Source organism: Halosimplex rubrum (assembly GCF_013415885.1).
GTDB classification, from domain to species: domain Archaea; phylum Halobacteriota; class Halobacteria; order Halobacteriales; family Haloarculaceae; genus Halosimplex; species Halosimplex rubrum.
The window spans coordinates 3,075,468-3,094,614 of sequence record NZ_CP058910.1 but is presented as its reverse complement, the minus strand read 5'-3'; the positions used below and the strand labels follow the sequence as shown (position 1 = coordinate 3,094,614).

The window sequence follows — 19,147 nt, the reverse complement described above, 5'->3', positions numbered from 1 at the left end:
CGGAAATTCGGGGACCGCGTCAGACACAGAACAAGAATTTAAGACCCCGCCAGCCGAGTTACGGCATATGAATCCCGAGACGGCGCCACAGGAGATCACGACGCTCGTGGGGCGGGAAGTCTACACCAAAAACGGCGTGTTCGTCGGCGAGGTCGAGGACCTGCGGCTGGACCTGAACGTCGAGCAGGTGACCGGCCTCGCGCTCCACCAGATCAACACGGAGCTGTTCGGCCCGGACGTCTCCGGGTCCCGCGGCGTCATCGTCCCTTACCGCTGGGTGCAGGCCGTCGGCGACATCGTCATCGTCAACGACGTCGTCGAGCGCGTCCACAGCGACGAGAGCGACGAGGAAGAGGTCGCGGCCTGACTCAGTTCTCACTTCTGACGACCGTTCCCCGTCTCGCGCCATCGCCGCGCCAGAAGCGCGAGTCCGAACATGACCGACACCGCTTACAGCCCCCGCTCCGCGAGCGGCTTCTCGGTCAGCGACCACCTGATTCCGGCCGTATAGACGACCTCGACCCCCTCTTGCAAGAATTTTCGTCCGAAACGGGGATCGAAACGCGGCGGAACCGCGGGGCCGCTGTCTCAGAAGGCGTCGTCTTCGATCGAGATGTCGGCGTGGAGCGACTCCGTCAGCGCGGAGTGGACGTGGCAGATGTCCTCGCCGAGTTCGACGATCTCCTGGGCGTCCTCGCCGAGCGCGGCCTCGGTCTTGACGGTGAACGCGATGGCTTCGAGGTCGTCGTCCTCGTCGAGGTCGGCCTCGACTTCGACCTCCACGTGGCCGATGTCGTCGTAGCCGGTCTGGTCTGCGGCGACGCGCAGCGCCGGAATGTAACAGGAGGCGTAGTCGGCGGCGAGGACCTGGTTTGGCGACGGGCCGTCCTCCGAGAGCGCGTCGACGACCAGCGACCACTCGCCGTCGATCTCGCTTTCGGTCGTGTACCCTTCCTCACAGACGCTCGTGACTTCGATGTCGGACATACGCGAAGACGTTCGACCGCCCCCTTCTAAAAGGTGCCCAAGCGAGGCGAGCGGCTCCGAGACGGCCCGGGAACGGTATGGGCGAACGGCCGCGGGCGAGCGGCGACACGCGGCGACGCCGGAGCGTCAGTAGCCTTCCGTGAGGTCGAACGTCTCGTCGCCGTCGAGGACGTGTACCTCGGCGTCGCTCCCGCTGGCGGCCACCTCGTCGACGAAGTCCTGCGGGTCGATCTCGATCGGGGGGAACGTGTCGTAGTGCATCGGGAAGACGTGGTCGACGTTCAGCCAGTCGGCGGCGATCGCGGCCTGCATCGGCCCCATCGTGAAGTGGTCGCCGACCGGTAGCGCCGCGGCGTCCGGTTCGAGGAACGGGCCGATCACGTCGCGCATCTCCGTCATCAGGCCAGTGTCGCCGGCGTGGTAGAACGTCTCGCTCTCCTCGTCTTCGACCTGCGTCGGCTTCGTGTCGGAGATGACGTATCCGGCGGCCGACCCGGCGCTGGGCACCTCGAAGCCGGCGCCGACCCCGTTCGTGTGGTCGGCGCGGTGCATCGTCACGAACGCGTCGCCCGCCTCGACGGTCCCGCCGAGGTTCATCCCGACGACGTCGTCCTCGTCGAAGCCCGCCTCGCCGGCGACGTGGTTGGTCACCTCGGGCGTGCCGACGAGCGTCGCGTCCGTGAACGCCCCCGCGTCGGCGACGTGGTCGTCGTGCCCGTGGGTCAGCAGGACGTAGTCCGGGTCGAGCTCCCCGGGATCCGCGTCCGTCTTCGGGTTCTCGAAGAACGGGTCGATCAGCAGATCGGTGCTTCCCACCGTCACGTGCCACGTCGAGTGGCCGTACCAGGTCAGTTCCATAGTCGCTCTGGGATACGTGGCAGACGCACTTAATGGCACGACCACCGGCAGGTCCTCGACCGAGGCCGTCGTCGGTCACTCTTCGGCGTCCGACCGCCGTCGCTGTCCGTCCCCGTCGCCCCCCTGTTGGCGGCGCCGCCGCTTCTCGCGCTCCCGTCGTTGCTTCCGCTGGCTCTCCTGGGCCCGGTTGCTCGCGTACCGGACCCACGCGTAGGCCTGGCGGTCGAGCGCGCGAAAGAGCAGCGCGGCCGACCCGACGACGGCGGCGACGACGAGCACGGCGACGACCAGCGGCGAGGAGAGGTGGACCGCGACGTAGGCCGCGACGAGCGCGACGAGGCTGATCTCCAGGCCGACCCGCAGCGCCGGGCGGCGCCAGTCCGGCCGTCCCGACTCGTCCGTCGCGACCCATCGGCTCATGATGCTCCATTTGGGGAACTCCGTGTTGTAGTTTGTCCCCTCCGGGCGGTCACGCGTCTCAGTCGTCCGCCCCGGCGGCGCTCGGAGCGACGCTCTCGTCGGTCTGGGAGGCCCACAGGCCCGCGTAGGCGCCGCCTTCGTCGACGAGTTCCTCGTGGGTGCCCGTCTCGATGACCTCGCCGTCGTCCATGACGACGATGCGGTCCGCGTCCTGGATGGTCGACAGACGGTGGGCGATGACGAACGCCGTCCGGTCGGCCGTCAGCGCCTCCAGGTTGCGCTGGATGAGTTCCTCCGTCTCCGTGTCGACGTCGGACGTCGCCTCGTCGAGGATTATCACGTCCGGGTCGTTGAGCAGCGTGCGGGCGATGGAGACGCGCTGGCGCTGGCCGCCCGACAGCTTCACGCCGCGCTCGCCGACCATCGTATCGTAGCCGCCGGGCAGGTCGACCACAAACTCGTGGGCGCCGGCCGCCTCCGCGGCCTCGCGGACTCGCTCGTCGACCTCGGCGGGGATGTCGTCGTAGTTCGCCAGCACCGACCGGAACAGCTCGGCGTCGCCGTACGCGATGTTCTCGCGGATCGTCCCGGAGAACATATACGGGTCCTGCTCGACGACGCCGATCCGGTTGCGAAGCGTCTGCAGGTCGAACTCGCGAACGTCCGTCCCGTCGATCCGGACTGCCCCGGAGTCCACGTCGTAGAACCGCGGGGGGAGTTTGAGCAGGGTGGACTTGCCCGAGCCGCTCGTCCCGGCGAAGCCGACCGTCTCGCCGGCCTCCACTTCGAGGTCGACGCCGTCGAGGATCTGCTCGCCGCCCTCGGAGTAGCTGAAGTCCACGTCGTCGAACGCGACGCGGCCGTCGACCGAGTCGGGGGTGTGGCCGTCCTCTGCGGTCGTCACGTCGGCGGTGTAGCCGAGGACGCCGAAGACGCGCTCGGCGCTGGACTTGGCCTTCTGGTAGTTGTTGGCGGTCTTCCCGATGCGGGTCATCGGGCCGTCGAGGTACCGCAGGAACATGAAGTAGGTGACGAAGGCGCCGGCGGTCAGGCCGCTCGCGGTGACGGCGTCGCGGCCGCCGAGGACGAGGATGGTCACGAACATCGCGCCGACGAGCAGCCGCAGCGAGGCGAAGAAGGCCTTGCGGACGGTGATGGCGTCGATCTTCTCGTCGCGGTAGCCGCCCGACTGCTCGGCGACGCGCTCGCGTTCCACGTCGTAGCGGTCGAAGGATTTCACGATGGCCGCGCCGCCGAGATTGTTCGACAGCCGGGTGTTCATCCGCGCGACCAGCTCGCGGATCCGCTTGTACTTCGGCTCGATCCAGATGATGAACTTCGCGGTGATCAGCGCGATGATCGGCACCGGGACGAGCACGAGGAGACCGAGCCACGGCGCCGTGTAGATCATCCACCCGCCGACCAGCGTGAAGATCATGATCGCCCGCGTGATCTCGCGGATCTCGGCGTTGAAGAAGTCCTCCAGCCGGTTGATGTCGCTGTTGAGGATGGACATCATGCCGCCGGTCTGGTGGTTGTTGAAGAAGTCCAGCGACAGGCGCTGCATGTGGTCGTAGGTGTCCAGCCGCAGGTCGTGTTGGATGCGCTGGGCGGTCGTCTGGAAGAAATACCGGGAGCCGAAGTGGCTGATCGACTGGACGACGTAGGCCCCCGCGGCGAGCGCACCGAGGTAGTACAGCAGGTTGAGGCGCGCGGCGGTGTCGTCGAGCGGGACGGGTTCGGCGGGGACGATGCCGACCGCCGAGAGGACGCTGCTGGCGGTGCCGGAGGGGTTGACCGCCAGGTCGATGGCCGCCGCGATGAGCAGCGCCGGAAACAGCCGCGCGACGCGGTTGACCATCGTCGAGACGACGCCCAATACCAGGGGAACCCAGTAGGGGGTCGCGTAGCGGAACAGGCTGAGCATCGGGCGGCCGTCGGCTTCCTCGCGGATCTCGTCGAAACTGCCGTGTGGATCGGGACGCGCCATTCGGTCGCCACCGCTTGACCGCTCGCGCGCAAAAACCCCGCTCAGGGGGAGAGAATCTCTGGAACCTGTCGTCGACCCCGGCCCCGGTCCGTCCCGCCCCACCGCGTCCGCGGTTTTATTCCGCTGGTGTCCTACGTGCCGGTATGGAAGACTCCGACTCGTCGCGGCGACGGTTCCTCGCCGTCTGCGGGACGGCGCTGTCGGCCGGGATCGCCGGCTGCTCCGATTCGATCCTCGGCGGCGAGACCGAGGACACGACGCCCGTCGACCCCGAACCGTCGACGCCGTCACCCGACTCGGGCGGCGACGGCAGCCCCGGCGGCTCGGACGGCGCCGCCGGCGACTTCGAGCAGTTCGACGCAGAGCAGGGGAGCACCTACACCGACGTGTACCGCTCGACCGTCCCCTCGGTCGCCCAGATCCAGGTGTACACCGGCGGGCCGACCCCCTCCCAGGGCACCGGCTTCGTCTACAGCGACGGCCACGTCGTCACGAACCAGCACGTCGTCGAGGGCGCCGAGCGCATCTACCTCCGGTTCAGCGACGGCGGCTGGCTCGACGCGACCGTCGAGGGGACCGACGTGTACAGCGACCTGGCGGTCCTCTCGGTCGAGGAACTGCCCGAGAGCGCCGAGCCGCTGGCGCTCCGGGAGTCCGACCCCGACGTGGGGACGGAGGTCATCGCCATCGGCAACCCCTTCGGCTACTCCGGCTCGGTGTCGGCGGGGATCGTCAGCGGCGTCAACCGGACGCTGCCGGCGCCGAACGACTTCTCGATCCCCGACGCGATCCAGACGGACGCCCCGGTCAACCCCGGGAACTCCGGCGGGCCGCTGGTCACCCTCGACGGGACCGTGGCCGGCGTCATCAACTCCGGCGGCGGCGACAACATCGGCTTCGGCATCTCCGCGCCGCTGGTGCGACGAGTGGTCCCCGCACTGCTCGAAGACGGCGAGTTCGAGCACGCCTACATGGGCGTTCGCCTCCGGACGGTCGACCCGCTGCACGCCGAGGCCAACGACGTGGACGAGCGGGTCGGCGTCTACATCGACCTCGTCCGCGAGGACGGCCCCGCCGACGGCGTCCTCCGGGGGTCGACCGGCGAGACGACCGTGGCCGGCCAGTCCGGGGTCGGGACCGGCGGCGACGTCGTCGTCTCGATGGACGGGACCTCGATCCCCACCAGGGAGGCCCTCGCGAGCTTCCTCGCGCTGGAGACCAGCCCCGGCGACACCATCGACGTGACCGTCCTCCGCGACGGCGAGGAGCGGACGGTCGAACTCACGCTCGGGTCCCGTCCCGACCCGACCTGACCGGTCGCGAGTCGGACCGCGCCAGCCGCGGCTCGGCGGTCGATTCTCGCGGTCGTTACTCGGGGAGAACGCCCTCAGTCCAGCCGCTCGGCCGCGTCGCGCTCGACGAGCGGCCCGGCGTTGGCCTCGGGCAGCGTCACCACGTCCTCGGCGGTGAGGTCGTAGGCCCGCTGGTCGACGCCGAAGATCTCGCCCACGTCGCTCGTGATCTTCACCGTCGCGCGGTCGACCGACGGCTCCGCCTCGGCGCCCGCGTCGGCCGACGGGTCGGCCCCGCCCCCCCCGGGGCCGTCCCCCGACGGAGGCGTCGGACCGGCATCCGAGCCGGACTCGGCCCCGCCCTGTGGACCGACCGCGCTCGACCCGCCGTCGGCCTGGGGCGGCCGGTCGCGGGCGTCGTCCTCCGACGACCGCTCGCCCGAGTCGACCGATCCGGCCGTCTCCGAGCCGTCGCCCATCAGGTCGGCCGCATCGACGCCGGACGCTTCGGCGGGTGCGTCCGTCGGGGGGCTCGGAGCCGCCGAGTCGTCCGCCGGCACGTCCCCAGAGGGCGCGTCCGCCGGTGGCGCCGCCCCGGGAGCGTCACCCAGCTCGTCGGGGTCGCTCGGTACGTCGCGCCGGTCGCCGTCGGCGGACGACGGCCCCGTGGCCGGACCCGCGTCCGAGGCGTCCGCGGCGCCGGTGTCTGCCGTCGGGTCCGCGTCCGCTCCGGCCGCGGATTCGGGGGTATCCACGTCGGCGGCCGCCGCGGCGGGGTTCTCCCCGTCGATGACGGCCTCGACCCGCGCGCGGTTCTCCTCGATGGCACCGACCAGCGTCTCGAACAGCGACCGCTCCTCCGTGGTGAGCCCCTCGTCCTCGGTGGGCATGTCCGCGGCGGCGAGGGACGCCATCTTGACGATCTTGCCGACGCGGCGCTCGTAGATGGCCTCGACGGTCCCCTCCGCGGTGTCGATGTCGTCGCTGAGGCGGTTGATCTCCGGGGCGTCCCACGGGTCGTCGGCCTCCTCGGCGGCGCGCTCGCGCTCGCGGTGGAGCTGCTGGATGAACTCGCCGGCGTCCTTGTAGAACGACTCGCGCAGCTGCTGGAGGCTGTCGGTCTGCCGTTCGCGGCTCTGGGCCGACTGTAGTTCGTTCAGGTCCATCATCGCGGTCGGTACACTCTCATTCTGGTGCCTTCTCGGCGCGACCTCTGGCCATCAGGAACGCGCCGAGGTACTCCGGAACGGAACGGACTCCCGCCTGGAGATTAAAGCTATCGCCACGCAACTGCACCTCCCCGGGCGTGGTCACCTCGACGTTGATCTCGTGGCCCACGAACGTCTCCGGGACGGCGTCGACCAGCGGGTCGAACGCCTCCAGATCCGCGCGGTCGATCCGCTGTACCTCCAGCGCGCTCCCGCCGTGGAGGCTCCCCGGCAGACGAATGAGGCGGTTCACGTCCGTCGTCACCGGCTCGTCGATTGGGGCGTTCTGGCCGTCGACCACTTCGGCGGCGAACGCGTCGAGCAGCGTCCGTAGCCCGACGCCGCCGAGCTCGACGTTGCCCGCCTCCAGCGCCTCCGCGTTGGACTGCAGGGCGCCGTAGACGGTGTCGGCCCGACCCTCGCCGATGCCGTCGAGTTCCTGCAGTCGCGCCGTCGCCTCGTCGTCGTCCATCGCGAGCAGTTCGTCGACGAACTCGAGGAGGTGTTCGTGGACGCGCCGGCCCCAGCCGCCCCCCGTCTCGACGACTCGCCGGCTGACGCCGCCGCGCATCTCGCTCGTCCGGATGTACTCGTCGTCCAGCCCGATCCCGCGCACGTAGTCGACGATCTCGCGGCGGGCGTCGCTCCCCAGTTGCTGAACCGTCTCGTCGCGGACGTGGACGTGGTACCCCCGTCCGCCCGAGAAGACGACCGTCGTCTCCTCGAAGCCGAAGTCCTCGTCGAGGAAGTCCAGCAGGCGAAAGAGCGCGTCCTTGCACTTTGCGAGCATCTCGGCGTAGCTGTCCTCGCCCAGCGTCACCGACGGGAGGTGGTCGGCGTCGAGGTCGAAGACCAGGTCCGAGGAGCGCCAGGTCTTCTCGCCCATCGAACTCGCGCCGGGGTCGTCGTACCGGCCGGCCGAGAAGTAGACGTGTTTCGGCTTCTCGCGGGCGAGAAAGTCTTCGAGGTTGCCCACATCGAGCAGCGAGCGGTGGCGGATCATCGTCTCGCCGGGACCGTCGGTCCAGGGGATGTACCCCCACTCGCGCTCGTTGGCCTCAGGCGGCGGCGACAGGTCCGACCGACGGTAGTGGTCGCCGAACCGCCCCTGGAGGTACGCCCGCGTCTGTTCCTGCACGGCTACCCGGTTTCGGACCGGGCGTGAAAGCGGTTTCGCTCACCGACTGCGTGTCCGGCGACCGTACCGCTCGCGGCTCACTCTGCTCGCCGCTCGCGTGTCCGAGGCGCTCGCTTCGCTCGCGCCCACACCGCCCGGCGACCGCACCGCTCGCGGCTCACTCCGTTCGCCGCTCGCGTCTCCGAGGCGCTCGCTTCGCTCGCGCCTCGCTACCCGCCCAGAAGTTTCGAGAGCCGGTCGGCCAGCCCCTCCTCCTCGCCGAGTTTGAGGTAGTAGGCGTCGCCGCCGTCCTCGTAGTAGTTGTCGATGCGGCGTTCGATGGAGAAGCCGATGTGCTGGTAAAACCGGAGGGCGTCGCGGTTGGTCGTCCGGGCGTGGCAGGTCACGGAGCTGTAGTCCTCGGCGACGCGGGCGACCAGCGCTTCGCCGAAGCCCTCGCCCTGATAGGCCGAGTCGACGGCGAGAAAGAGGATGTAGCCGTCGCGGCGGACGGCGGCGAAGCCGACCATCGCGTTGCGGTCGGCGCGGTCGACGAACAGGTAGACCGTCGAGCGCTCGTAGGCGTTCTCGAAGAACCCGCGCCGCTGACGGAGCACACCGTCCCGGGAGCGGATGCGCTCTTTGAGTTGCCAGGCCTGCTCGACGTAGTCGGCGTCCCCCGGGTCGACAACCCGTCGCTCGACGTTGACGCTCACTAACCGGGGTGTAGCGGGTAAGCCACTATAATTCCATCGGCGCAGGCACGGTGACGGGCGTCCCACGGCCGCAAACCTTTCGGCGGGTCGCGCGCAGGTGGAGATATGGTGTTGCTCTCGTCCGGGCTGGCCCCCGACGTGGCGGGGTCGGAGGCGACGGTCTCCGAGACGGTCCGGCAGGTGTTCATCACCGGCGCGGCGCTGACCATCCCCATCCTGATCACGGTGATGATCCTCGCGTTCGTCGTCAACTTCATCCTCCAGGCGATCAGCCCGGTGGTCGCCTTCCTCAGCGAGAGCTACGGAGTCGGCTCGGACCTCTCGCCGCTCGTGATGGAACTGCTCGCGGTCCTGACGTTCGTCGCGCTGATCTTCGCCATCGGGCTCGTCGCCGAGGCTCGGTCGGGCAACGGCTTCGAGCGCGTGTTCGACACGCTCATGGCCCGGATCCCGGGTATCGGCTCCCTCTACACGAGTTTCAACGAGATGACCGAACTCCTCATGTCGAACGACGCCGAGAGCTTCCGCGAGGTGAAACTCGTTGAGTTCCCACGCGAGGGGTCGTACTCGCTGGCGTTCGTCACCGCCGACGCGCCACCGACCATCGGCGATACCACCGGCCACGACGACGTGACGACGCTGTTCATGCCGCTCGCGCCCAACCCCGTGATGGGCGGGTACGTCGTCCACGTCTCGACCGACCGGGTGTACGACGTGGACCTGACCGTCGAGCAGGGCATCCGCTCGATCGTCACAAGCGGCGTCGCGACCGGCGAGCGGGGCGAGGACGAATCGCCCGAGGAACTGTTCGACATGGAGAGGATCCGCGAGCAGGCCCGCGACGGCGTCGACGACCTGAGCGCCTGGGGCACCCGCACCGTCGACGACCTGAGCGACCTGACCGGCGACACGGCCGACGACCTCCGCGAACAGGCCCGCCGGGAGTTCGCCGCGATCCACCCCGACATCGACGAGTCCGAGGTCGACGAGGAGGAGGCGGTCCGCCACTACATGCTCGAACAGACCGGCGACGGCACCGACGACTCGGCCGACGAGGACGCCCCGAACGACGGAGCCGGGGACGTGCCGCCGGACGGCGACGCCGCGGGAGGCGACGCGTGAGCTTCGCGCTGCGCGAACACACCGCCGACGTGGCCGTCGAGGCCACCGGCGAGTCGCTCGACGCCGTCTTCGGCGCCGTCGCCGACGGCATGGCCGCGGCGATGTGCGACGATATCCCCGAGGCGGACGGCGAGCGCTTCGACTTCACCGTCGCCGCCGAGAGCGGCGAGGCGCTGCTGTTCGACTACCTCGACGAACTCATCTACGAGCGGGACGTGCGCGGGGTCCTCCCGGTCGACAACGAGGCCGCGGTGTCCGCCCCGTCGTCCGACGGCGAGCGAACGGGCGAGTGGACGCTCTCCGGGTCGGCCCGCGGAATCGCCCTCGGCAGCGTCGAGGCGCGGGACCTGAAAGCGGTCACCTACTCCGAGATGGACCTCTCGGAGACCGCCGACGGCTGGCACGCCTACGTCGTCTTCGACGTGTGAGGCGGTCGACCGGTTCGCCGGCCCGGTTTGTGTGGCTTTATCCGCAACAGGACACTATCGTTCGGTATGAGAGCCACGGAGCGGCGGACGACGGTGGATACCGTGTTCTTCGCGGCCGCGCTCGCGGCGTTCGCCGGTCGAGCGAGCGCGCACGTCGACTACGTCACCGACCCACCGACGGCGACGCGGGACGCGGTCGAGTTCGCCGTCGAGGTCCTCTCCGAGCCGCCGAACCTCGCGCTCGTCGCGGGCGGGACGGTCGGCGTCGTCGGCCTCCTGACGGCCCTGTTCGTGGTCCGACCGACGATTCCGGATATCGACGCGCTGCGGAGCGCGCTGGCGTCCTACCGGGAGTACGTCCCGTGGATGCTGCGGCTGAGTCTCGGACTGCCGCTCGTCGGCGCCGGGTTCGCGGGCTATCTCTTCAGCCCGGCCGTCCCCGCCGAGGCCCGAGTCCTCCAGGTCGGTCTCGGCTTCCTCCTCCTGTTCGGGCTGGCGACGCGGGCGGTCGCCGCCGCCGGCCTCCTGGCGTATCTCGCGGCGTTCGCGCTGAACCCCGGGCTCGTGCTCGCGATCGAGTACGTCCCCGGGTTCGTCGCCATCGTCCTCGTCGGGGGCGGCCGCCCCAGTGCCGACCACATGCTGAGCGTGGTCGCCGGCACCGCCGGGACCTACTACGGCCGGGTCGACCCCGTCGGAGCCGTCGCCGCGCGGTTCGACGAGCGGTTCGGTCCCCACGAGCGCTACGTCGCGACCGTCCTCCGCGTGGGTGTCGGCCTCGCCTTCGCCTACCTGGGGCTCGTCGAGAAGCTCGCCGACCCCTCCCGCGCCGTCCAGGTGGTCGACAAGTACGATCTGACGGCCGTCGTCCCCGTCGACCCCGGACTCTGGGTGCTCGGCGCCGGCCTCACCGAGATCGGCGTCGGACTGTTGCTGGTCGTCGGCTACTACACCCGCGGCGCCGCCGCCGTCGCGTTCACCATGCTCGTCATGACCCTGTTCGGCCTGCCCGACGACCCCGTGCTCGCCCACATCACGCTGTTCGGCATGATCTCGGCCATCTTCACGCTCGGCGGCGGGCCGCTCTCGCTCGACGCCTGGCTGAGCGCCTCGGAGGAACGCGACCGGGACCGTGACGCCGTTCCGACCGCCGACTGATCCGCGCTGTGGATCCCGTTCGGTCCGGCACCCAGGGAGGGAACGGCCGGCGTCGAACCGGCCCCGCTACTCTCCAGCGTAGACGAAGGCCGCCAGCGCGATCGCGCCCGACGGCAGGAGAGCGAACACCAGGAGCGTCGCCGACGTCCGACCCCCTAGGACGACGAGCGTCACGGCGAGGCCGAGAATCGCCGAACAGAGGAGGATGAGGGCGTTTAGGCGGCGCTTGATAGCGTCCGTCACGTGCGGTCGGTGGAGGCTCTCTCGGATAAGTTCGCTGCAATCCGGTCGGCCCGCCGCCCCTCGGCGTGACACGTGTCGGTGTCGGCTCGGGTGACTCCGGGACGGACCGCGCCTCCGGCGGACAGCGAAACCGCTTTCGGCGCGCCGGGCGGACCATCGCGTATGACTACGTACGACGCCGACGGCATCACCCTGGAGAAGGTCCGGGACTACGTCTGGGAGATCCCGAAAGAGGGCGACATGAACGTCCCCGCTCGCGTGCTCGCCAGCGAGGAGTTGCTCGACGAGATCAGCGAGGACAAGACGCTCCAGCAGCTCAAGAACGCGACCCATCTGCCGGGCGTCCGGAAGCACGCTCTCTGCATGCCCGACGGCCACCAGGGCTACGGCTTCCCCGTGGGGGGCGTCGCCGGCATCGACGCCGAAAACGGCTGTATTTCGCCCGGAGCGGTGGGCTACGACGTGAATTGCGGCGTCAGGATGCTGACGACGAACCTCACCTACGACGACCTTCGGGGTCGCGAGGAGGAACTGGTCGACGCGCTGTTCGCGAACGTCCCCTCGGGGCTGGGCGGCGGCGGCGTCTACGAGGGGTCGATGGACGACGTGGAGGCGATCCTCGACCGCGGGATGGAGTGGGCGCTGGAGAACGACTTCGCCGTCCCCGAGGATCTGGAACACTGCGAGGACGAGGGCGTCCGCCAGGATTCGGACCCGAGCAAGGTCTCGAAGAAGGCCAAAGACCGTGGGAAGAACCAGGTCGGGAGCCTCGGCAGCGGCAACCACTTCCTCGAAGTCCAGCGCGTGACGGACATCTACCGCGAGGACGTGGCCGCCGACTTCGGCCTCGAAGCCGACCAGGTCGTCGTGCTGATCCACTGCGGGTCCCGGGGGCTGGGCCACCAGGTGTGTACCGACTATCTGCGCGAGATCGAGCAGGCCCACAGCGGACTGCTCTCGCAGTTGCCGGACAAGGAACTGGCGGCGGCGCCCGCGGGGTCGCAGCTGGCCGAGGACTACTACGGCGCGATGTGCGCGGCGATCAACTTCGCGTGGGTGAACCGCCAGCTCATCATGCACCAGACGAGGCAGGTCTTCGAGAAGGTGTTCGACCGCTCGTGGGAGGACATGGAGATGGACCTGCTGTACGACGTGGCCCACAACATCGCGAAAAAGGAGACACACGAGGTCGAGAACGGCGAGGAACGCGAGGTGTATGTCCACCGGAAGGGCGCGACGCGCGCGTTTCCCGCCGGGCGACCGGAGGTGCCGCCCGCCTACCGCGACGTGGGACAGCCGATCCTGATCCCGGGGAGCATGGGCGCCGGGAGTTACGTCCTGCGCGGGGGCGAGCAGTCGCTGACGGAGACGTTCGGGTCGACCGCTCACGGCGCGGGCCGACTGATGAGTCGGACGCAGGCCAAACAGGAGTTCTGGGGCGGCGACGTGCAAGACGACCTGCGCGAGGGGGAGCAGATCTACGTCAAGGCCCAGAGCGGCGCGACGGTCGCCGAGGAGGCGCCGGGGGTCTACAAGGACGTCGACGAGGTCGTGCGGGTCTCCGACGCGCTGGGCATCGGCGACCGGGTCGCTCGCACCTACCCGGTCTGCAACATCAAGGGGTGACCGAGAGGGGACGGCGGCGCGGACCCGGCGACGCCCCGGTCACCCGGTGCCGTTCCAGTTGTCGAGGACCGTCTCGTTGCCCACCGGCGGCGCGTAGACGACGGCGATCCGGTCGTTCGGGTTGACCGGGTTGCCGTAGGCGTTGCGGCGGCTGAGCTGGACGGTCGCCCCCGGTGAAACCGTCCGGTTGGCATCCGAGTTGGCGAGCGCGCTCCACCGCACCGCCGTCTCGCCGCTCCGGAACGTGAGGTTGCCCGCCGTGAAGTTGTCGCCCCGCTCGTGGGTGACGACGAGGACCGAGGAGCTATCGATGTACTCGAAGGTGAAGTTCGCATTCGGGCCCGGGTTCTCCGACCCGGGGTCGACGAGGACGAACAGCCCGACCGAGCCGGTCACGAGCAGCGTGATGGCGATCAGGATCGCGACACCGGCGAACTCCGAGACGCCGCGGTCGCTCTCCCCGCGGCCGCCGCGTTCGAATCGCTCGTGTCGCCCGTCGCCACCGGTCATGTACCCGTGGTAGCGCGAGCCGGGACTAAACCAGCTTCGGCGGGAGTATCAGAATCGATAGAACTGGGGCGGGCGTTCGCGGCCCGAGAGGCGGTCGCCGAACGGTGTCCGGGGAGGGCGACCGCATCGGCCGCGATCGGCAGGGGGAAAGCCTTTGAGCGCGAGCGGCGACGGCTCTAGCATGATAGACGAGACGGTCGAGGAGATCGCGGACATGCAGACGCACAGTTCGTCCGTCGTCGCGGTGAAGGCGGCCGAGGCGCTGCTCGCGCTCACCGAGCGGGAGTACCCGACCGTCGAGGAGTACGTCCGGACGCTCGAACGCAACAGTCACGCCCTCCGGCGGGCCAACCCCTCTCACGCCTCCCTACAGACCACCCAGCGGGAGATCATCTCGACCGTCGAGGACGCCGACGCCGACGCCGTCGAATCGGCGAAGGAGACGACTCGCGACGCCGTCGAGTCGGTCGTCGACCGCGTGGAGTCGGCCAAGGAACGGGCCGCCGAGCGGGCCGTCGAGTACCTCGAAGACGGGACGACGCTGCTCACGCACGACTACTCATCGACCGTCCTCGAAGCCATCGAACGGACCGTCGACGCGGGCGCCCAGCTGGAAGTGTACTGCACCGAGGCGCGCCCGCGCTATCTGGGGCGCAAGATGGTCCGCACCCTGGCCGAGCTGGACGGCGTCGAGGCGCACCTCGTCGTCGACGGTGCGGCCGGCCACTTCCTCCCGGAGATCGACCAGGTCGTCGTCGGGATGGACTGCATCGTCGAGGACACGCTGTACAACCGCATCGGCACCTACCCGCTGGCGGCGACCGCGAGCGACGCGGGCGTACCCGTCCGAGTCGTCGGCGCCGAGGCGAAGGTCGTCACCGGCGGGTTCGCCTTCGAGAACGAACACCGCTCGGCCAGCGAGGTCATCCGCGAACCCGCCGACGGCTTCGCCGTCGAGAACCCCGCCTACGACGCGACGCCCACCCGCCTGCTCGACGCGGCCATCACCGACGAGCGGGTCCACGAGTTCTGAGTCCACGGCTCGCTTCGAGCCCAACCCATTAGTGTCCGGTCGGAGAACGGGAGCCGGAGGCAAGTGTATGGGAATCCTCGATTCGTTCGGAGCGCTCGTCGGGAGTATCGTCGCGTCGCTCGTACTGCTGGTGTTCGCCATCCTCAGCTTCTTCGTCACGGTGTTCATCGTCGACGTGGGGGCCGGACTGGCGGGGTACACGCCGAGCGGTGACTTCGTCGCGCTGTCGGCGGCCATCCTGGCCGCGGGCGCGATCGTCGCCGGCGCGTCGCCGCTGGCCGGCACCGGCGGTGAAACCGAGTGATCGCGGCCGGGGGCGACCGCGGGAGAGTGACCGTCGACGCGTTGTCTTCGGTCTGTCGCACCGCGCGGGCCCGCTCGATGCGCTCGGGCAGGACCCGGTAGCGGCGGTGGATAGCGGCGACGAACGACCGGGCCGCCGTCGCCCGGACTGCCTGTGACACAACCCTTTTTGCTGGGTGCGATGGACACCATGCCATGGTCCAGTGGGCGCGAGCGCTGTCGGTCGCCATCGGCCAGACGGCGGCACCGGACGGGACCGCAGCGTCCGGCGGCACGGCGACGACCGCCGGGAATTCGAGCGTCCCCGGCACGGCGACGGCCCTCTCGTGGCTCCCCGACTGGATGGTGCAGATCCTCGACGCGACGCCGACGCCAGTGATCCAGCTCGCCCAGTCGGTGGTCGTCCTCGCACTCGCCTACGCGGTCTCGCAGCTGCTCGTCCAGCTGCTCGGCCGGCGGATCGCCCGTCGCTTCCGTCGACCGAGCCTCACCCGGACCGCGCTCCGCGGGATCCGCGCGCTCGTCTTCGTCTTCGCGGCGCTGACGATCATGGGCGTCTACGGCTACGAACTGGCCGACCTGACGCTGTCGGTCGCCGTCTTCTCGGCGGTGATCGGTGTCATCCTCGCGCCGATCGTCGGCAGCGTCATCGGCGGCGTCTTCCTGCTGGCCGACCAGCCCTACGAGATCGGCGACATGATCGAACTCGCCGACCGCAACCAGCGGGCGTTCGTCGAGGACATCACGCTCCGCTACACCAAGGTGTTCACGCTCGACAACACGTTCATCGTCATCCCGAACGGGACGATGCGCGAGCGCGACGTGGTCAACTACTCCGCCGAGGACACCCGGACCCGACAGTCGCTGGACATCCTGGTCACCTACGAGAGCGACGTGCCCCGCGCCCGACAGCTGATCGAGGACGCGGCCCGCGACCTGGACGGCGTCGTGAGCGGCGGCCCGGCGATCCGGGTCGGCGCCGCCCGCTACCCCGCGGGGCCGACCTGCTACATCGACGCCTTCGGCGACCACGGGATCAACCTCCGGCTGCGCTACTGGGTGGAAGAACCGTACTGGCTGCTGCGCGTCCGGTCGAAGATCCAGACCGCGGTCGACGAGGCCATCGTCGACGAGGACGTGGAGATCGCCTACCCCCACCAACACCACGTCTTCGACGAGACCAGCGGCGAGATGCAGGTCGACGTCGCTGACCGACCGGCGGACGGCCGGCCGAAACGACCGAACCGCGAGCGGCCGAACGCGGACGACACCGTCGACGCGGTCGATCGACCGTCCGACCGACCGCACGACCCGTCGGCGGACGACGACGAGCGGCCCTGAAGTGGATTCGGCGGGTGGCGGTCAGCGCTCGGCGGTGACCACGTCGCAGTCCAGTTCCTCGCGCAGGAACGTCTCGATGTCGGGGTCGTCGACCAGCCGGCGGATCATCCGCCGCCAGCGACCGGCCTGTTTCTTGCCGATGACGACGATGTCTGCGTCCTCGGCGACGATCTCGTCGAGCAGCGTCTCCTCGACGAGCAGCCCCTGGCGGACGACGTAGCGGGTGTCGGGCACCCGGCCGAACTCGCGCTCGACGGCATCTTTCAGGTCGCGCCGCGTGGGCTGGTGGTTGTCCTGGTACTGGTTGACGTGGAGCACGGTGAGCTGGCCGCCGCGCTCCTCGACGATCTCGATGGCCCGGGCGAGCGTCGCCCTGGAGTGTTCCGAGAGCGGGTAGCGGACCGGGACGACGACCTGCGTCATCGCCGGAGGGTACTCGGCCCCACCGCCTGAAGCTTTCCATTGGGCTCGCCGGGCCGATCGTTCCGGTCGCGCGCCACCGCTCACTCCGCGGCGACCGCGTCCGGGATCCGCCCCTCCAGCGGCGCGTCGACGCCGGACTCGCGGGCGTACTCGACGACGACCTCGTACTGGAGGGCGTAGCGCTCGACCGCGTGGGCTTCGGTCAGCGTCGGGAACTCCAGGTCGGTGATCAGGACGTAGTTCGGGACCGCGACGGTGTAGCGCTCGCCGGTCTCGACGGGTTCGCCGCCGACGTACGGCTCGTAACCGCCGTTCTCGGCGGCGACGCGCATGCCGCTGACGTGCCCGTACCAGTAGTCGTTCAGCCCGTCGACGGCGCGACCGTCCGCCTCGGCGACGACCGACCGCAGTTCCGCGCCGGTGACCGAGGCGACGACGACCGGCTCCTCGAACGGGCTGACGCTGATCAGGTCGGCGACGGTCACCTCGCCCGACAGGGGCGGTCCCTCGCGGATCCCGCCGCCGTTCTGGAGCGCCACGTCGGCGCCGGTCTTCCAGCGGTAGGCGTCGGCGACGAAGTTGCCCAGTCGCCACTCCCCGCCGAGGCGGCGCTCGCGGTCCCGCGAGAGGGGGTCCTCGACGTGGGCGACCACCTCGTCCAGGTCGTTGGCGGCGACCCGCTCGCGGAGCGCGGCCGCGACGGCGGGGTCGGGGTCGGCCGTCGCGGTGTCGTGGCAGGTCACGCCGCCGGTGTCGAGGTCGACCTCGTAGACGTACCCCCCGGTCGCGCCCGGTCGGGTGAGCGGCGTGCCGTCGATAGCGGTCGCGTGCTGGTGGTGCGAGTGGCCCGCGAGCACGGCGTCGACGCCCGTGTCCGCGGCGACCGCGCGGGCGTCGTCGTCGTTCGTGTGCGCGAGCGCGACCACGCGGTCGGCGCCCGCCTCGCGAAGCCGTGGTTCCGCCCGAGCCACCGCGTCGACCGGGTCCGAAAAGTCCAGCGCGTCGGTGCCGGGTGTCATCTCCGTCGTCGCGGGGTCGAGGACGCCGACGACGCCGACCGTCGCGTCAGACAGGTCGACGAGGACGCCGGCCTCGATGCCCGCGTCGGCGCCGAAGCGCTCGCCGTCCAGCTCGACGTTGGCGAGCGACCACCGCTGGGGGGAGTCGGCGACCACGCGCCGCAGCGCGTCGAAGCCGTGGTCGAAGTCGTGGTTGCCGACCGTCTCGACGTGGGGTTCGACCGCCTCGAAGAAGTCCAGCGACTGGCGGCCGTCGCTGACCAGCGAGAGGACGCCGGGACCCGTGTCGTCGCCCGAACCCGCGACGAGCGCGTCGGGTCCACGGCGGTCGGCCAGCAGGCCCGCGACGCGGGCGACCCGTTCGGGCGTGTTGTAGGCGTTCTCGATGTCGGAGTAGTGGAGGAGGCGGGGCGACATCCGTCGGATCGAGGCCTCCACGGGGCATATCGTCTTCGGTGGCCGGTCGGTCGCAGGCCGACCCCGCGATGGGCGCGCCGCGGATGCCGGTCAGCCGCTGAGAGGGGTCCGGTCGCCCGTCCGGTCGCACCTGCCACGGACGGAAGGACTTTGGGCCGCGTGGCCCTCTCTGGGCACATGGAGACGAAGACCGGTCCCGACGCGGAGACGCTGTACGTCGACACCGAGGACGCCGAGCGAGGGGCGGAGGGCCCCTTCTTCGTCGTCTACCGGACGCCCGACCGGGAGCGTCGCTGGGGCTACTTCTGCGGCAACTGCGACTCCTTCCGCACCGCGATGGACTCGATGGGACGGATCAAGTGCAACGACTGCGGCAACCTCAAGAAACCCGACGAGTGGGACGCGGCCCACGAGTGACGGCGACCGACCGTTTCCTCCCGGACGCCGTCCGGCGTCCGCACCTGGCGGCCGCCGACCCCGCGTAATACGCCGCTACCGACTCGCAGGGGCGCGTCCGCGCCCCCGGATCCCGTGAACCGTAGGAAGGTTTATACCGGGTCCCGCGGTATCGTGACACGAATGAGGGCTGTTACCAAGCACCTCGACGAGAAGGCCCGGTCGATCTTCGCAGACCTCGGATACACGGTGACCGACAGCGGCGGCGAGTACCTGGCCGAGCGCAAGTGGCGGAGCGTCCACGTCACACCGGCCGAGGAGTTCGACGAGACGCCCGACTCGGGCGAGTACCGGTGTTTCGTCGCCTGGTCCGAGGACGTACCCGAACTCGAACGACGCCTCGAAGCCGCCGACCCGGACTACGAGTGGGCGATCATGGGCGTCGACGAAGACGGGGAGTACGAGGTCGCCTGTCACCGTAACGCGGCCTGACCGGCCGCGGGTTTCTCCGCGTCGGCCGAACCCGGCGAGCCGGTAGCG

General features: G+C 69.9%; 22 protein-coding genes. 11 read left to right on the top strand and 11 right to left on the bottom strand.

The features are described from left to right. Positions 1 to 67: 67 nt before the first annotated feature. Complete coding sequence (locus HZS55_RS15485; protein WP_179908484.1) at positions 68 to 367, top strand: PRC-barrel domain-containing protein; 300 nt, start codon at positions 68 to 70, stop codon at positions 365 to 367. Positions 368 to 588: 221 nt separating this feature from the next. Here HZS55_RS15485 and HZS55_RS15480 read toward each other — a convergent pair whose 3' ends face one another. The 4 genes from HZS55_RS15480 to HZS55_RS15465 form a co-directional block, all read right to left on the bottom strand. Then, the gene (locus tag HZS55_RS15480) at positions 589 to 987 is read right to left on the bottom strand and encodes an OsmC family protein (RefSeq protein ID WP_179908483.1); all 399 of its coding nucleotides are present in this window, start codon (positions 985 to 987) and stop codon (positions 589 to 591) included. Between the two features lie 126 nt (positions 988 to 1,113). Further along, the gene (locus HZS55_RS15475; protein ID WP_179908482.1) at positions 1,114 to 1,845 is read right to left on the bottom strand and encodes a metal-dependent hydrolase; all 732 of its coding nucleotides are present in this window, start codon (positions 1,843 to 1,845) and stop codon (positions 1,114 to 1,116) included. A gap of 75 nt (positions 1,846 to 1,920) precedes the next feature. After that, positions 1,921 to 2,265, bottom strand: coding sequence for a hypothetical protein (locus tag HZS55_RS15470; protein WP_179908481.1), 345 nt, complete (start codon positions 2,263 to 2,265; stop codon positions 1,921 to 1,923). Positions 2,266 to 2,323: 58 nt separating this feature from the next. Further along, positions 2,324 to 4,255: an ABC transporter ATP-binding protein gene (locus HZS55_RS15465; RefSeq protein ID WP_179908480.1), complete on the bottom strand. Its 1,932-nt coding sequence runs from the start codon at positions 4,253 to 4,255 to the stop codon at positions 2,324 to 2,326. 143 nt (positions 4,256 to 4,398) lie between these two features. Between HZS55_RS15465 and HZS55_RS15460 the strand changes: the two genes are divergently transcribed. Continuing rightward, entirely contained in the window at positions 4,399 to 5,568 is a 1,170-nt protein-coding gene (locus HZS55_RS15460; protein WP_218927233.1) for a S1C family serine protease, read from the top strand. A gap of 74 nt (positions 5,569 to 5,642) precedes the next feature. Here the strand turns inward: HZS55_RS15460 and HZS55_RS15455 are convergent, their stop codons facing one another. The 3 genes from HZS55_RS15455 to HZS55_RS15445 all read right to left on the bottom strand — a co-directional run bounded on the left by HZS55_RS15455 (position 5,643) and on the right by HZS55_RS15445 (position 8,588). Continuing rightward, positions 5,643 to 6,713 carry a DNA replication complex subunit Gins51 gene (locus HZS55_RS15455; RefSeq protein WP_179911894.1) on the bottom strand — a complete coding sequence of 357 codons (1,071 nt, stop codon included), beginning with the start codon at positions 6,711 to 6,713 and terminating at the stop codon, positions 5,643 to 5,645. A 19-nt stretch (positions 6,714 to 6,732) separates the two neighbouring features. After that, on the bottom strand, positions 6,733 to 7,893 hold the full coding sequence (gene priS, locus HZS55_RS15450) for a DNA primase small subunit PriS (RefSeq protein WP_179908479.1): 1,161 nt from the start codon (positions 7,891 to 7,893) through the stop codon (positions 6,733 to 6,735). A 209-nt stretch (positions 7,894 to 8,102) separates the two neighbouring features. Beyond that, positions 8,103 to 8,588 carry a GNAT family N-acetyltransferase gene (locus tag HZS55_RS15445; RefSeq protein WP_179908478.1) on the bottom strand — a complete coding sequence of 162 codons (486 nt, stop codon included), beginning with the start codon at positions 8,586 to 8,588 and terminating at the stop codon, positions 8,103 to 8,105. A gap of 105 nt (positions 8,589 to 8,693) precedes the next feature. Between HZS55_RS15445 and HZS55_RS15440 the strand changes: the two genes are divergently transcribed. The 3 genes from HZS55_RS15440 to HZS55_RS15430 all read left to right on the top strand — a co-directional run bounded on the left by HZS55_RS15440 (position 8,694) and on the right by HZS55_RS15430 (position 11,296). Beyond that, positions 8,694 to 9,710 carry a DUF502 domain-containing protein gene (locus HZS55_RS15440; protein WP_179908477.1) on the top strand — a complete coding sequence of 339 codons (1,017 nt, stop codon included), beginning with the start codon at positions 8,694 to 8,696 and terminating at the stop codon, positions 9,708 to 9,710. Then, positions 9,707 to 10,138, top strand: a complete 432-nt coding sequence (locus HZS55_RS15435) for an archease (protein WP_179908476.1) — start codon at positions 9,707 to 9,709, stop codon at positions 10,136 to 10,138. Before HZS55_RS15440 ends, HZS55_RS15435 begins: the two co-directional genes overlap by 4 nt. 66 nt (positions 10,139 to 10,204) lie before the next feature. Next, positions 10,205 to 11,296: a DoxX family protein gene (locus HZS55_RS15430; protein ID WP_246308279.1), complete on the top strand. Its 1,092-nt coding sequence runs from the start codon at positions 10,205 to 10,207 to the stop codon at positions 11,294 to 11,296. A 66-nt stretch (positions 11,297 to 11,362) separates the two neighbouring features. Here the strand turns inward: HZS55_RS15430 and HZS55_RS15425 are convergent, their stop codons facing one another. Then, on the bottom strand, positions 11,363 to 11,539 hold the full coding sequence (locus tag HZS55_RS15425) for a hypothetical protein (RefSeq protein WP_179908475.1): 177 nt from the start codon (positions 11,537 to 11,539) through the stop codon (positions 11,363 to 11,365). A 162-nt stretch (positions 11,540 to 11,701) separates the two neighbouring features. On the opposite strand from HZS55_RS15425, the gene HZS55_RS15420 reads away from it, so the two are divergent. Beyond that, a complete protein-coding gene (locus HZS55_RS15420) occupies positions 11,702 to 13,165 on the top strand; it encodes an RtcB family protein (RefSeq protein ID WP_179908474.1) in 1,464 nt (487 codons plus the stop codon). 39 nt (positions 13,166 to 13,204) lie between these two features. Here HZS55_RS15420 and HZS55_RS15415 read toward each other — a convergent pair whose 3' ends face one another. After that, the gene (locus tag HZS55_RS15415) at positions 13,205 to 13,675 is read right to left on the bottom strand and encodes a type IV pilin (protein ID WP_179908473.1); all 471 of its coding nucleotides are present in this window, start codon (positions 13,673 to 13,675) and stop codon (positions 13,205 to 13,207) included. A gap of 181 nt (positions 13,676 to 13,856) precedes the next feature. Between HZS55_RS15415 and HZS55_RS15410 the strand changes: the two genes are divergently transcribed. From HZS55_RS15410 to HZS55_RS15400, 3 genes are all read left to right on the top strand, one after another. Next, the gene (locus tag HZS55_RS15410; protein WP_179908472.1) at positions 13,857 to 14,708 is read left to right on the top strand and encodes a translation initiation factor eIF-2B; all 852 of its coding nucleotides are present in this window, start codon (positions 13,857 to 13,859) and stop codon (positions 14,706 to 14,708) included. A gap of 67 nt (positions 14,709 to 14,775) precedes the next feature. Then, positions 14,776 to 15,012, top strand: a complete 237-nt coding sequence (locus tag HZS55_RS15405; protein ID WP_179908471.1) for a hypothetical protein — start codon at positions 14,776 to 14,778, stop codon at positions 15,010 to 15,012. A 194-nt stretch (positions 15,013 to 15,206) separates the two neighbouring features. Beyond that, positions 15,207 to 16,352 carry a mechanosensitive ion channel family protein gene (locus HZS55_RS15400; protein WP_179908470.1) on the top strand — a complete coding sequence of 382 codons (1,146 nt, stop codon included), beginning with the start codon at positions 15,207 to 15,209 and terminating at the stop codon, positions 16,350 to 16,352. Between the two features lie 21 nt (positions 16,353 to 16,373). On the opposite strand, the gene HZS55_RS15395 is transcribed toward HZS55_RS15400, so the two are convergent. Together HZS55_RS15395 and HZS55_RS15390 are read right to left on the bottom strand one after the other, a co-directional pair. Beyond that, a complete protein-coding gene (locus HZS55_RS15395; protein WP_179908469.1) occupies positions 16,374 to 16,775 on the bottom strand; it encodes a universal stress protein in 402 nt (133 codons plus the stop codon). 80 nt (positions 16,776 to 16,855) lie between these two features. Next, positions 16,856 to 18,211, bottom strand: a complete 1,356-nt coding sequence (locus HZS55_RS15390) for a bifunctional metallophosphatase/5'-nucleotidase (RefSeq protein WP_179908468.1) — start codon at positions 18,209 to 18,211, stop codon at positions 16,856 to 16,858. Positions 18,212 to 18,388: 177 nt separating this feature from the next. Here HZS55_RS15390 and HZS55_RS15385 point away from each other — a divergent pair, with 177 nt between their 5' ends. Beyond that, the gene (locus tag HZS55_RS15385; protein ID WP_135363358.1) at positions 18,389 to 18,628 is read left to right on the top strand and encodes a DUF5816 domain-containing protein; all 240 of its coding nucleotides are present in this window, start codon (positions 18,389 to 18,391) and stop codon (positions 18,626 to 18,628) included. Positions 18,629 to 18,790: 162 nt separating this feature from the next. Beyond that, positions 18,791 to 19,099, top strand: coding sequence for a DUF7116 family protein (locus HZS55_RS15380; protein WP_179908467.1), 309 nt, complete (start codon positions 18,791 to 18,793; stop codon positions 19,097 to 19,099). Positions 19,100 to 19,147 lie beyond the last annotated feature (48 nt).

Bases quoted from the DNA above. Each gene is read 5' to 3' on its own strand.
- HZS55_RS15400 (WP_179908470.1), top strand. From the start codon at position 15,207: ATGGTCCAGTGGGCGCGAGCGCTGTCGGTCGCCATCGGCCAGACGGCG.
- HZS55_RS15395 (WP_179908469.1), bottom strand. From the start codon at position 16,775: ATGACGCAGGTCGTCGTCCCGGTCCGCTACCCGCTCTCGGAACACTCC.
- HZS55_RS15385 (WP_135363358.1), top strand. From the start codon at position 18,389: ATGGAGACGAAGACCGGTCCCGACGCGGAGACGCTGTACGTCGACACC.
- HZS55_RS15405 (WP_179908471.1), top strand. From the start codon at position 14,776: ATGGGAATCCTCGATTCGTTCGGAGCGCTCGTCGGGAGTATCGTCGCG.
- HZS55_RS15455 (WP_179911894.1), bottom strand. From the start codon at position 6,713: ATGGACCTGAACGAACTACAGTCGGCCCAGAGCCGCGAACGGCAGACC.
- HZS55_RS15440 (WP_179908477.1), top strand. From the start codon at position 8,694: ATGGTGTTGCTCTCGTCCGGGCTGGCCCCCGACGTGGCGGGGTCGGAG.
- HZS55_RS15475 (WP_179908482.1), bottom strand. From the start codon at position 1,845: ATGGAACTGACCTGGTACGGCCACTCGACGTGGCACGTGACGGTGGGA.
- HZS55_RS15480 (WP_179908483.1), bottom strand. From the start codon at position 987: ATGTCCGACATCGAAGTCACGAGCGTCTGTGAGGAAGGGTACACGACC.
- HZS55_RS15415 (WP_179908473.1), bottom strand. From the start codon at position 13,675: ATGACCGGTGGCGACGGGCGACACGAGCGATTCGAACGCGGCGGCCGC.
- HZS55_RS15420 (WP_179908474.1), top strand. From the start codon at position 11,702: ATGACTACGTACGACGCCGACGGCATCACCCTGGAGAAGGTCCGGGAC.
- HZS55_RS15380 (WP_179908467.1), top strand. From the start codon at position 18,791: ATGAGGGCTGTTACCAAGCACCTCGACGAGAAGGCCCGGTCGATCTTC.
- HZS55_RS15485 (WP_179908484.1), top strand. From the start codon at position 68: ATGAATCCCGAGACGGCGCCACAGGAGATCACGACGCTCGTGGGGCGG.
- HZS55_RS15465 (WP_179908480.1), bottom strand. From the start codon at position 4,255: ATGGCGCGTCCCGATCCACACGGCAGTTTCGACGAGATCCGCGAGGAA.
- HZS55_RS15430 (WP_246308279.1), top strand. From the start codon at position 10,205: ATGAGAGCCACGGAGCGGCGGACGACGGTGGATACCGTGTTCTTCGCG.
- HZS55_RS15460 (WP_218927233.1), top strand. From the start codon at position 4,399: ATGGAAGACTCCGACTCGTCGCGGCGACGGTTCCTCGCCGTCTGCGGG.
- HZS55_RS15470 (WP_179908481.1), bottom strand. From the start codon at position 2,265: ATGAGCCGATGGGTCGCGACGGACGAGTCGGGACGGCCGGACTGGCGC.
- HZS55_RS15390 (WP_179908468.1), bottom strand. From the start codon at position 18,211: ATGTCGCCCCGCCTCCTCCACTACTCCGACATCGAGAACGCCTACAAC.
- HZS55_RS15410 (WP_179908472.1), top strand. From the start codon at position 13,857: ATGATAGACGAGACGGTCGAGGAGATCGCGGACATGCAGACGCACAGT.